This window comes from Streptomyces sp. NPDC039430 (assembly GCF_055639435.1).
In genome coordinates this window covers 626350-638099 of the sequence record NZ_JBVKAK010000002.1, presented here as the reverse complement: position 1 = coordinate 638099, position 11750 = coordinate 626350, and the positions used below count along the sequence as shown (strand labels likewise).

At 71.0% G+C, this 11750-nt stretch carries 12 protein-coding genes; 4 read left to right on the top strand and 8 right to left on the bottom strand.

What is annotated here, in order from left to right:
- Positions 1-136: 136 nt before the first annotated feature.
- Positions 137-703 (top strand): PPA1309 family protein, encoded by a 567-nt coding sequence (locus tag ACZ7LS_RS07900; RefSeq protein WP_382524989.1) that lies wholly within the window; start codon positions 137-139, stop codon positions 701-703.
- Between the two features lie 52 nt (positions 704-755).
- Here ACZ7LS_RS07900 and ACZ7LS_RS07895 read toward each other — a convergent pair whose 3' ends face one another.
- From ACZ7LS_RS07895 to ACZ7LS_RS07880, 4 genes are all read right to left on the bottom strand, one after another.
- The gene (locus ACZ7LS_RS07895) at positions 756-1844 is read right to left on the bottom strand and encodes a YlbL family protein (RefSeq protein ID WP_385135583.1); all 1089 of its coding nucleotides are present in this window, start codon (positions 1842-1844) and stop codon (positions 756-758) included.
- Positions 1845-1996: 152 nt separating this feature from the next.
- Positions 1997-2182, bottom strand: a complete 186-nt coding sequence (locus ACZ7LS_RS07890; protein ID WP_382524993.1) for a hypothetical protein — start codon at positions 2180-2182, stop codon at positions 1997-1999.
- A gap of 166 nt (positions 2183-2348) precedes the next feature.
- Positions 2349-2807, bottom strand: coding sequence for a molybdenum cofactor biosynthesis protein MoaE (locus tag ACZ7LS_RS07885; protein ID WP_382524995.1), 459 nt, complete (start codon positions 2805-2807; stop codon positions 2349-2351).
- A gap of 79 nt (positions 2808-2886) precedes the next feature.
- Positions 2887-3999: an SDR family oxidoreductase gene (locus ACZ7LS_RS07880; RefSeq protein WP_326810701.1), complete on the bottom strand. Its 1113-nt coding sequence runs from the start codon at positions 3997-3999 to the stop codon at positions 2887-2889.
- Between the two features lie 308 nt (positions 4000-4307).
- On the opposite strand from ACZ7LS_RS07880, the gene ACZ7LS_RS07875 reads away from it, so the two are divergent.
- Entirely contained in the window at positions 4308-5768 is a 1461-nt protein-coding gene (locus tag ACZ7LS_RS07875; RefSeq protein ID WP_382674443.1) for a zinc-dependent metalloprotease, read from the top strand.
- Positions 5765-6310 carry an NUDIX hydrolase gene (locus ACZ7LS_RS07870; RefSeq protein WP_385135580.1) on the top strand — a complete coding sequence of 182 codons (546 nt, stop codon included), beginning with the start codon at positions 5765-5767 and terminating at the stop codon, positions 6308-6310. Before ACZ7LS_RS07875 ends, ACZ7LS_RS07870 begins: the two co-directional genes overlap by 4 nt.
- 99 nt (positions 6311-6409) lie before the next feature.
- Here the strand turns inward: ACZ7LS_RS07870 and ACZ7LS_RS07865 are convergent, their stop codons facing one another.
- The 4 genes from ACZ7LS_RS07865 to ACZ7LS_RS07850 all read right to left on the bottom strand — a co-directional run bounded on the left by ACZ7LS_RS07865 (position 6410) and on the right by ACZ7LS_RS07850 (position 10274).
- Entirely contained in the window at positions 6410-7168 is a 759-nt protein-coding gene (locus ACZ7LS_RS07865) for an AIM24 family protein (protein WP_382525001.1), read from the bottom strand.
- Positions 7169-7183: 15 nt separating this feature from the next.
- Entirely contained in the window at positions 7184-7864 is a 681-nt protein-coding gene (locus ACZ7LS_RS07860) for an AIM24 family protein (RefSeq protein WP_382525003.1), read from the bottom strand.
- A gap of 13 nt (positions 7865-7877) precedes the next feature.
- On the bottom strand, positions 7878-9515 hold the full coding sequence (locus ACZ7LS_RS07855) for a TerD family protein (protein WP_385135576.1): 1638 nt from the start codon (positions 9513-9515) through the stop codon (positions 7878-7880).
- A 135-nt stretch (positions 9516-9650) separates the two neighbouring features.
- Positions 9651-10274: a M48 metallopeptidase family protein gene (locus ACZ7LS_RS07850; protein WP_382674455.1), complete on the bottom strand. Its 624-nt coding sequence runs from the start codon at positions 10272-10274 to the stop codon at positions 9651-9653.
- 295 nt (positions 10275-10569) lie between these two features.
- On the opposite strand from ACZ7LS_RS07850, the gene ACZ7LS_RS07845 reads away from it, so the two are divergent.
- Positions 10570-11718 carry a TOMM precursor leader peptide-binding protein gene (locus tag ACZ7LS_RS07845; protein WP_382525008.1) on the top strand — a complete coding sequence of 383 codons (1149 nt, stop codon included), beginning with the start codon at positions 10570-10572 and terminating at the stop codon, positions 11716-11718.
- Positions 11719-11750: the final 32 nt, after the last annotated feature.

The window sequence follows — 11750 nt, the reverse complement described above, 5'->3', positions numbered from 1 at the left end:
AGCCAACGTGCGCACCTCTAAGTTCGCGGTCGTGTGATTCAGCGTGTGAAAAGCGGGGCCCCGCGATCGTAGAGCCCACTCATGCAACTTACTGAGGCTTTACCTAGTTCCCGTACCCGGGTCCCAAGGAGGCAGGATGTTGGTCATGTCCAACGTCTCTCCCTCAGGTACACCCATGGCCGCGAGCCCGCTGACCCGCGCGGTGCTCGAAATCGACGAGTACGCCTCCGGGCTCGGCTGGGACCAGCCGGCCAGGCTTTTCGCGCTCGTCGACACCGCGCGGCTGCGCACCGACGAACCGGAGCTCGCGGCACAGCTGGGTCTCGACGACGCCGGGTCCGTCGCGCCCCTCACCCCTGTCGAGCAGGACGAGATCCCGTCCGGCACCCCGCTCGACGAGTTCCTCGGCACCATCGCCTGGCCCGGGGCGGTGGCGGGCTGCGCGATGACGGTCGAACGGCTGATGCTGCCGCCGTCCGCGGAGGCGTCCGTACCGGAGGGTCTCGACGAGGCGGGGCTCGCCTCGTGGGTCTCCGCCCACCCGGAGCGCCAGGAGGTGCGGATGACCGTGGCCGTGCTGCGTGACGGCGCCAGGGAGTCGGCGCTGCGGCTGCGCGAGAAGGACTCCCCGAACGAGGTCCTCACCGGCTCGGGGCTGGTTCCGGGGCTGGCCGAGGCGCTCGCCGCCACGTTCGAGTCGTAACCGACTCCCGATCGTGACCTCGTGACCTAGCCCTTGACCGGGGCGCGGCCGGTCAGCTCGCCGAACAGCTCGGCAGGCCGGCCGTGTCCCCGGCGCGGATCTTGTCCAGGGACTTCGTGGCGTCCGCGATGGTCTTCACCCTGACCAGCGTCAGGCCGCTGGGGATGTCGGAGACCGCCGCCGCGCAGTTCTGGTCCGGTGTGAGGAAGTACACGGCGCCCGCGGCGCGCGCGCCGACGAGCTTCATCTCGATCCCGCCGATCGGGCCGACCGCGCCCTTGTCGTCGATCGTGCCCGTACCGGCGACGAACTTGCCGCCCGTCAGTGAGCCGGGGGTGAGCTTGTCGACGAGGCCGAGGGAGAACATCAGCCCGGCGCTCGGTCCGCCCACGTCGGCCAGCTTGATGTCCATCGTGAACGGGAACGTGTGGGCGGTCCCGGCCTGGATGCCGACGATCGCCCGGCCGCCGTCGGGAGACTTCGCCGTGGTGATCGTGACCTTCTCGCCGCCCTCGGGCTCCTTGCGCGCCTTCTCGGCCGCCTTCGCCTCGTCGGCGGGGACGATGGTGAAGGAGACGTCCTCGCCCGGCTGATGCTTGGTGACGAGCTTCGCGACGTCCTGCGGCTCGTTGACCGGCGTACCGTCCACGGCCTTGATCACATCACCGGCGTGCAGCGTGCCCTCGGAGGGGCTGCCCTTGATCACGGAGGAGACGATGATCCGCGACGACACCGGGATGTTCAGCCGACGCAGGGCGGCGACCTTGGCGCTCTCCTGGGACTGGCTGAACTCTTCGGCGTTCTCCTGTGTGGACTGCTCTTCCGTCTTGCCGTCCGGATACAGGGTGTCGTGCGGCACCACCACGTTGTCGTGGGCCAGCCAGCCGTAGACCGCTTCGACGATGTTCATGTTGTAATCCGCTCCGGTGACCCTGACCGTCGTCATATTGAGATGACCCGAGGTCGGATACGTCTTGCGGCCGGAGATCTGGAGTACGGGCTCACCGCCCGCGTCGCCGAGTGTGTTCACCGTCGGCCCGGGGCTCATCTCCGAATACGGGACTTTGATCAGCACGCCTGCGCAGAGCAGCGCGATGAGGACGAGGGTGGAGGCGAGCATCGTCGCGGTGCGGCGTGGCATGGAACGACAGTACGGTAAGGGTCTGTCAGTGCACCCCTGGGGCCGGTCCGTCCGGGGCCGGGACCTGGGGCCGGTCCGCGGTCCTGGGGCCGGTCCGTACGGGGCAGCGGGCGGCGGGGCCGCGCGACGACGACGTACGGACCGCGACGACGTCAGACAGCGTCGGACCCGGCGGAAGCCGAGCCGGAGGGTGCCTTCTCCATCGCGTCACGGAACCGGGCGTAGCCGTTCAGCTCGGCTATGTCCCCGATCGTGCGGTCCCTGGAGACCCAGCTTCCCCATATACCCGCGCCTATGGCGGCGAAGAGCGGAATCAAGAGCCAGGCAAGTGCGGCCATTTTCGTTCTCCCGACCTCAAGTGAGCGTCTGTGACTGACCGATCAGCAGATAAGCATCTGCTGAATCAACGCTGCTGGTCGGGGTGCGGTTACGCAAATCGGGCCCTAGGGATACTGACCGGGTTTCAGACGACGGCGGTCGGGCGAAGCGCGCGTGCGGCCTGCCTCAGGCGCCGACCCATTCCTCCGTGCCGTCCGAGAATTTCTGGTGCTTCCAGATCGGGACCTCGTGTTTCAGGTCGTCGATCAGCTTGCGGCAGGCCTCGAACGCCTCCCCCCGGTGCGGGCAGGAGACCGCCACGACGACCGCAAGATCTCCGACCCTCAGATCACCCACACGGTGGACAGCGGCCAGCGCGCGCACGGGATAGTCGGCGACGACCTTCTCCGCGACGCGTCGCAGCTCCGCCTCTGCCGTGGGATGGCTGGAATAGCCGAGGCTGTCCACGTCGGCGCCGCCGTCGTGGTCGCGCACCGTGCCGACGAAGAGCGCGGTGCCGCCGGCCGCGTCGTCGCCGACCGCTCGGAAGACCTCGTCGACGGTCAGCGGGGTGTCGCGTATCGCCAGCAGCCGGATCGGGTCCTGCGCCGCCTGCTCGCCCGGGTGGGAATGCGTGCTCGCCATGAACCCATCGTGCCGTACGGCACTGACAGGCGGAACAGCGCCGGAGCCGCGGACCGGTACTGAAGCCGCGGGACCGGTGCTAGAGCCTGCGCCGCGCCTTGCGCGCCCGTCGTACCAGCGCGGCCGTACCGAGCAGCGCCACCGTCGCGCCCGCCGCGCCCGCCGCGGTGGCGTCCTTGCGGCCGAGCCGGCGGCCCGCCACCGTATGGCGGCCCTCCACCTCCTCCAGGAGCGCGGCGAGGACCTCCTCGTTGGTCCAGCGCGGCCGCCACCCGGCGTCGTGCAGCCTGCTGACGCTCACCACCCAGGGATGCATGGTGTAGGCGAGATCCCCGGCGGGCGAGGGGGTCAGGCCGATCCTGTGCAGCCGGGCCGCGGCCCCCAGGGCGACCGCCGACGGCAGTTCCATCCGGCGGATACCGCTGAGTTCCTCGACCTCCTCCTGCTCCAGCCAGCCGTCACAGCCGACCGCGAACTCGCCGTCGGCCTTCTCCAGCGCGGCGTACTCCAGCGCGCTGACCAGATCGTCGACATGGCAGAACTGCCAGGTGGGGCGGGATCCCGCGACGACGAGCAGCCGAGGCGACTCGAAGTAGCGGGTGAGGGCCGTGTCCGTACCGCCGACCAGGACGGCGGGGCGTACGACCGTCACGTTCAGGCCGGGGTGCGCGCGGGGCGCGCGGCGGCCGAGACGCTCGATCTCCAGCAGATCGCCGACGCCGGTCGCCTCGGCCGTCGCGCGCAGCTCCGCGTCCTCGGAGAGCGGGATGTCGTTGTCGGGCAGCGCGCCGTAGACCATGGCCGACGTGCAGAGCACGACGCGGTGCACCCCCGCCGCGGCGGCCGCCGTGAGCACGGTCTGCGTACCGCGCACGTTGTACGCCGTACGCGCGGTCGCGTCGGTCTCCAGGTCGAGATCGAGCGCGAGATGTACCACCACGTCCGCCCCGCGCAACTTCTCCGCGATGGCCGGGTCACGGACGTCGAGGACGTGCCACTGCGCCTCGGAGACCTCGCCTCTGCGCTCGTCGATGGCGATGACCTGCTTGATCTCCTCGGACGCGGCCAGGCGGCGGGTGAGCAGGTCACCCACCCCGGAGGCGGCGCCCGTGACCGCGACCACGGGGCCTCGGGACGGGGGCGTGGTTGAGCGGTTTCGCGCTGCGCGAACCTGCGGATCTGGGGAACTCACCGGGCGTCTCCAGCGGTTGTCTTCAATACGTACGTGAATGACGCGTACGTACCAGGTGATGTCCATCCTGCCGCAGGCCATGGTCCGGCGGAGCACCGAGCCCGGAAGCCGCCCGGGTGTCGAAATGGTATGGGGCTCTCGGAGGCGGGAGACACAGCAGGTCGAAGGCAGGGTCCGGGGCAGTCGGCCGGGCACGGCCCGCGGCCCGTGAAGCCAGCCTCACCCGCCCGGTGCCGCTTAGGCTGGGTGGTGTAGCCGGGCAGCCGCCGCCGGCAGCAAGCCGGTGGCCCTACGAGCCGAGGAACCCCGTGAGTGACACTCCATTCGGATTCGGCCTTCCGCCGGAGGAGCCGGAGGACGGCGACGGCAAGAAGAAGGACCCCGCCGGAGGTGGTCAGGGTGCCGGTGGCGGTCCCGTGAACCCCTTCGCGGGGTTCGGGCTGCCGGGCGGCGCGGGCGGTGCGGACAATCCGTTCGCCGCGATGTTCGGCTCGCTCAACCCCAACGACCTGGGCGCGGCCTTCCAGCAGCTCGGCCAGATGCTGAGCTACGAGGGCGGTCCCGTGAACTGGGACATGGCCAAGCAGATCGCCCGCCAGACGGTCGCCCAGGGCACGCCGGACGGCACGAAGGACGCGAGTGTCGGGCCCTCCGAGCGCGCCGCGGTCGAGGAGGCCGTACGGCTCGCCGACATCTGGCTGGACGGCGTGACGTCCCTGCCCTCCGGCTCGAACACGGCGGTGGCGTGGAGCCGCGCCGAGTGGGTCGAGGCGACGCTGCCCGCGTGGCAGCAGCTCGTCGATCCGGTGGCGGAGCGGGTCGGTACGGCCATGGGTGAGGTGCTGCCCGAGGAGATGCAGTCCGTGGCCGGTCCGCTGATCGGCATGATGCGCTCCATGGGCGGCGCCATGTTCGGCCAGCAGATCGGGCAGGCCGTGGGCGTGCTGGCGGGCGAGGTGGTCGGCTCCACCGACATCGGGCTCCCGCTCGGCCCGGCGAACAGGGCCGCGCTGCTGCCGCTGAACATCGCGGCGTTCAGCAAGGACCTCGGGGTCCCCAAGGACGAGATCCGGCTGTATCTGGCGCTGCGCGAGGCCGCCCATCAGCGGCTCTTCGCCCACGTGCCGTGGCTGCGTTCGCACATGTTCGGCGCGGTCGAGGGCTACGCCCGCGGGATCAAGGTGGACACGACCAAGCTGGAGGACGTGGTCGGCCAGTTCGACCCGACCCATCCCGAGGAGCTTCAGGAAGCGCTCCAGCAGGGCATGTTCCAGCCCGAGGACACACCCGAGCAGAAGGCCGCGCTGGCCCGTCTCGAAACGGCGCTCGCGCTGGTCGAGGGCTGGGTGGACGCGGTGGTGCACGAGGCCGCGAAGTCCAGGCTCACGGGCGCCGACGCGCTGCGCGAGACGCTGCGCAGGCGGCGCGCCTCCGGTGGTCCCGCGGAGCAGACCTTCGCCACCCTCATCGGTCTCCAGCTGCGCCCGCGCCGGCTGCGGGACGCCTCACGGCTGTGGGCCTCGCTCACGGACGCGCGGGGCGTCGACGGCCGCGACCGTCTCTGGGAGCACCCGGACATGCTGCCGACGGCCTCCGACCTCGATGACCCGGACGGCTTCGTCCACCACGAGCAGCTGGACTTCTCCGAGCTGGACAAGATGCTCGGCGAGGCCGCGGACGGCAAGCCGAACCTCCGCAAGGACGACGGCGGCAAGGCCGGACCGGACGACGGCAGGGGCGACGACGGCAAGGGCGACGGCGACAAGTGAGCCTGCACGACGACGCGGTCCTCGTACTGAAGGGTTACGAGGACCAGCCGGAGCTGGGCGGGCTCTATCTGGATCATCTGGCCGCTCATCCCGACGCGATGTGGAAGTCCTGCGGGGCCGGTCATCTGACGGCCAGCGCGCTGGTGATCGATCCGGAGCGCGGCCGGGTGCTGCTGACCCTGCACAAGAAGCTCGGCATGTGGCTGCAGATGGGCGGCCACTGCGAACCGGGTGACACCTCGCTGGAGCGGGCGGCGCTGCGGGAGGCCGTGGAGGAGTCGGGGATCGAGGGGCTGACGCTGCTGGCGGGCGGCCCCGTACAGCTCGACAGACACGCGATCCCGGCCCCGTGCCACTGGCATCTCGACGTCCAGTACGCGGCGCTGGCGCCTTCCGGCGCGGTCGAGGCGATCAGCGAGGAGTCGCTGGACCTGCGGTGGTTCTCCTACGAGGAGGCCGCGGCGGTGGCCGACGGCTCGGTCGTACGGCTGGTGGAGCGCAGCCGTGCCGCGCTGCGCCGGCGAGAGCGGGACGGCGGCTGAGAAGGGGCGGCCACGCGCGGGCCGCCCCTGTTCCGCCGGTCCGGGGACCGGCGGCCTGGCCCCGTTGTCACCGGCGTCAACGCTTGGCACTTGACGAAGTCAACGGCTCCAGACGTTGTTCTGGTTCTGGCCGTGGGCGCCCTGCTGGCCGACCCCGAACTGAGCCCCGAGGCCCTGCCCGATCACCGCGTGCTGCGGCGGCATGACCTCGCTGGGCTGGACCAGCGCGTAGCCCTGGCCGAGGAAGCTCAGCTCCCAGCCCTCGCCGGTGTTGCCGCGCCGTCGCAGGACCCCCGAGGAGTGCGTCTGCGCCTGCATCTGCACCCGCAGCCCGGAGGACCAGGCGACGACCGCGTCGGCGTCCGCGTTGACGTACTTCTCGGGCGTGACCTGCATCATCAGCGGCTGGCCCGAGGTCATCAGCGCGACCTTGCCCCGGCCGGAGATGTTCAGCTGGTACTTGCCTGAGCCGGAGATCCCGTACTGGCTGTCCACCGCGATGACTTCGGTGTGCAGCGCGGAGTCGAGCGCCAGCACATAGGCGCTGTCCACCGTCATCCCCTCGTGGTCGACGTCCACCACATGGATGTACTGGGCGAGATTGGCCAGATAGACCGTGCCCTGCCCGGAGCAGCGCATCAGCTCCAGTCCCTCGCCGGTGCGCGCGCGGGACTGGCGCCGGCTCCCCGACTGGTACTCACCGTCGAAGTCGATCAGCCCCTGGTAGGCGACCATCGCGCCCTTGCGGGCGAGGACGTCGTCCTGGCCGGTGAGCGCGACCCGCAGCAGCTGCGGGTTCTGTACCGCGTAGCGGTCCTGGGACTGCTGCTCGGTGTGGGCGAAAAGCGGACTCTGCATGGTGTGTTCTCCCCCTCAGCCCTGGATCCGCAGGCGGTCGGTGCTGTCCTCGCTGGGCTGTACGACCACGATTCCCGAGCCGGAGAAGGCCATCTGGTATGCCTCCCCGCTGCCGCGCCCGATCAGCGCCGATGCCTTGAAGCTGCGCTTGCCCTTCACCTTCAGGGCAGGTGACCAGGCGACGAGGGCGTCCGGGTCCACATAGGTCTCGTCCTCGCCACGGCCGCAGTCGACGACGATCGGGGTGCCGCGCGAGGTCAGGGCGACCCAGCCGGTCCCGGAGATCTGTACGTTCCACAGCCCCTGGCCGGCGAACTTGGCGAGCCCCTTCACGCGCTCGACGCCCCAGGTGAGGTGGGCGTCGAAGGCGAGCAGATTGCTGCCGTTGACCGAGAGCGCGTCGTTGTCGAGGTTGATGACGACGATGTCCGCGCCGTAGTCGGCGAGATAGAGCAGACCGTCACCCGCGCACTTCATCAGGGGCGTGCCCTCGCCGGTCGCCCACTGGGAGGCGATCCGGCGGATGGCGGGCGAGTTCGGCTCGTACTGGATGAAGCCCTCGTAGGCGACCATCGAGCCGGTGCGTGCGAACAGGTCCTGGCCCGAGGCCATCGCGACCTTGAGCATGGCGCGGCCGTGGTTCTCCATCCGGGCCGCGACGGGGGTGGGGGCATAGCCCGCGAGCTGCTGGTTCATTGTCCGGGCTCCCTCAGACCTCGTACGGCTGGACGACGATGAAGTTGCCGGGCGCTCCCCGGAACTGGAGGTTCACGGTCTCCCCGCTGTGGCCGGGGTACGCGTTGCGGCGCAGTCTGACCTGGCTGGAGATGATCACCTGGGAGGCGGCCGACCAGGCGACGACGGCGTTGCAGTCGGCGAAGGTGGTGGGCGTGACAGGCAGGACCACCGGGGTGCCATGGGTCTTCACGACCACGGTGCCCGTGCCCTGGAAGAGCATGGTGAACAGCGCGCCGCCGGGAATGCCGTGGCCCTCGATACGGCGGACCTCGTACTGGAGGCTCTCGTCGAAGGCGAGGACGTTCTCGGCGGAGACACAGATGCCGTCGCCCTGGAGCTCCACGGGGTGCAGATGCGCGCCCTCTTCTGCGAGGAAGACCTGTCCCTTGCCGGTGCAGCGCATCAGCTGCATCTCCTGGCCGGTGGCGCTGCCGACGATACGGCCGGCGAAACCGGCGCCCTTGTAGCCGAAGTCGACCTTGCCCTGGTACATCACCATGCTGCCCTGGCGGGCGAGGACCGGACTGCCTCCCTCGCCGAGGTCGACGCGCATCAGCTGGCCGTTCTGCGGGGTCCAGCGCTGGCCCGTGGGCAGTTCCCGGTACGGCTGAAGGGCCGCCTGGAGACCGGCGCCGCCGGGCGGCACGCCCTGCGGGACACCTTGGCCGACGCCCTGGGGCGGCCCCGGCGGCTGCTGGCCGTAGGGCGCGGGAGCGGCCTGGCCATAGGGCGCGGGGGCCGGCTGTCCGTAGGGGGCGGGCGTGGGAGCCGGCTGTCCGTACGGGGCAGGTGCCTGAGCGGGCTGGCCGTACGGGGCGGGCGCGGGTGCGGGCTGTCCGTACGGAGCCGGGGCGGGCGCCGGCGGAGGGACCGTGCCGCCCGGCGGGTTCACCGGCGCCACGATGGTCGCCGCCGTGTGCACGGGCTGCGGCGCCGGGGCGGGCGCGGGCGCCGGAGCGGGCGGTTCCGCCGGAGCGCCGAAAGCGGGAGGCGGGGTGCTCTGGACGGGCGGGGCGAAGGCGGGCGGGGCGAAGGCGGGCGCCGCGCCACCGGCGACCGGCTCCGGCGCGGCCGGCTCCTCCTCGGCGACCTCTCCGCCGAAGTTCTTCAGCAGCGCGTCGAGGCCGCCGTCGAAGCCCTGGCCGACGGCGGCGAACCGCCATACGTCCTTGAGATAGAAGTCGCCGAGCATCACGGCGCGCTCGGTGGTGAACTCCGAGCCGGTGAAGGCGTATCGGACGACTTCCTCGCCGCCCGCGACGATCCGGATGTATCCCGGGCCGACCTGGGACATCTGTCCGGCGCCGTCGAGGGTGGCGGTGAACGAGAGCTTGTGGATATTCGCCGGAATACGGTCCAGGGTCACCCGGAACGACTCCGTGTCGCCCGCCTGCGCGCCCAGCAACTGAAGGGATTCTTCCGGGGACTTCGGCTGATTGAAGAAGATGAAGTAACGGTCGTCCGAGAGCCGCTCGTCGGCGTCGAGGCCGAAGCAGCTGATGTCGAAGCTCAGCCCGGGGCCGGCGATCTGCACGCCTACATACAGATCCGTCCCCGCCGTGAGGTCACTGATCTTGGCCTTGTGGCCGCGCTGGAATTCCCTGGCCATACGTAACGACCGTCCCCCATCCGGAAGGTGATTGCGTCGCGTCAGGCTAACGGCTGGGGGTGACAATCGGCCAAGCCGGTACACACTCGGTACAGGATCGCCGAATGGGACAGAAGTCCCGGCGGCCGATGGCCGTCACTCCCCGCGCGCGACGGGCAGATACGGCAGCCGCTCCGCCGCGACCACGCCTTCGAGATAGCCCCTGGCCCGCTCGGTGCGGGGGTAGGCCTCCAGCAGACGCCAGAAACGCGGGCCGTGTCCCGGCACGAGCAGATGCGCCAGCTCGTGGACGAGTACGTAGTCGACGACGTACTCCGGCATGCCCTGGAGCCGGTGCGACAGCCGGATACTGCCCTCGGCGGGGGTGCAGGAGCCCCACCGGGTGTTCTGGTTGGTGACCCATCGGACCGACGCGGGCCTGGCCCGTCCGCCGAGGTACTGGCCCGACAGCCGCTCGGCCCGCTCCGTCAGCTCGCTGTCGCCGAGGACGCGCTTGCTCTCCTGCGCGGCGAGTTTGTCGAGCATCACCGACACCCAGCGGCGCTCCTCCGCCTCCGACATCCGGGCGGGGATGAGCACGATGGTCCGGTCGCCCTCCCGGTAGGCCGAGACCGTTCTGCTGCGGCGGGTGCTTCTGCGGACCTCGACAGCGCTGGTCCCCGGGGCGCGGAGCGGGCGACCCGGCACGCGCCGCGCGTCACTTCCGGCGCTGTTCGATGGGGTCTCCCCCGCGAGGCGAGGAGAGGGATCGGCGGACACCCCATGACGTTACCCGCTGGGTGTGGAGGAAGTCCCGCCTCCGCGAGCGATCTCCCTTGATCCACTTCCGGCGCGGCGGGATTTGAACGACTAATGCCGGCCGCTGTGGATAACTTTCCGCACCGTCGAGCGGCGTCTTGCATTCTGAGAACACGAATCCGGGGGCCCGGGACATTCCGGAGTGATCACTTTCCGGAGTGATCACAGAGCGGAGCACGAGCAGAGCACGAGAGAAGACCGGGACAGGACCGAGAGAAGACGAACACACCGAGGGAAGACGAACGGGGAGGCCGATATGCATCCGACGGTGAAGCCCGCGCTGCGTCGCGCGTGGCGGGAGCGGCAGACCGTGCAGTTCGGGATCACCCCCGCGCACGCGGTGCTGCTGGGGCCGGTCGACACGGCCACGGGCAGCTTTCTGGAGCTGCTGGACGGGACACGCGGGCTGCCGCTGCTGCGGGAGGAGGCCCGCGCGATGGGGCTGCCCGACGGCCTGGCCGATTCGCTGGTGAAGCGGCTGACCAGGGCGGGGCTGATCGACGATCCGGACGCGGGCGGCGGCGCGGCCGACGCGTTACGGAAGCGGACAGCGGTGCTCGACCGGATGCGGCCCGATCTGGCATCGCTCTCCGTCATCCATCCGGAGCCGGGAGCGGGTGCGCGACGGCTGGCGGCGCGGCGCACGATGCGGGTCCAGGTCCGCGGCGCCGGGCGGGTGGGGGCGGCCGTCGCGGCGGTGCTCTCGGCCTCCGGGATCGGGCGGGTCGATGTGCTGGACGGCGGGTGCGCCCAGGAGTGGGATGTGTCACCCGGCGGGCTGCCCCCGGGGTCGGTGGGTGAGCGCAGGGACACGGCGGCCCGGCAGTTGGTGCGGAAATCCGCGCCCGGACGCGCGCCGCGCGCGGCGGAGTTCGCGGAGTCGGGCGGCGAGGGCGAGCCGGGGCTCTCGCTGGTGATCGTCGCTCCGCGGGACGGGCTCGCGGCCTACGCCCCCGATCCGGTGCCGGCCGAGCCCTGGATCTCCACCGGAACTCCCCATCTCTATACGGGAGTGATCGAGGCCACGGGTGTGGTCGGACCGCTGGTGCTGCCGGGTGGCACGGCCTGCGCGGGCTGTATCGCCGGGCAGCGCGCGGACCGCGATCCGGGATGGCCGAGGATGCTGGCCCAGTGGCGCTCCGGGCGCGGCACCGGCGCCGTCCCGGCCTGTGATCTGGGGCTGGCCACCGCGGTGGCGGGCCTGGCGGCGGCCCATGCCCTGTCGTTCCTGGACGGGGAGCTGCCGGCCAGTACGGGTGCGCGGTGGGAGGCGTCACTGCCGCTGCTCGACTGGCGGTCGGAGCGGATCGCGCCTCATCCGGAGTGCCCCTGCGGCGCGGCGGGCCGAAGAGAGGAAGAGCACATGGCCGGGACGGGGGCGTCGCACGACACAATGGCGGGGTAACCGCCGTACGCGGCATGGCTGTCTGGGATTAG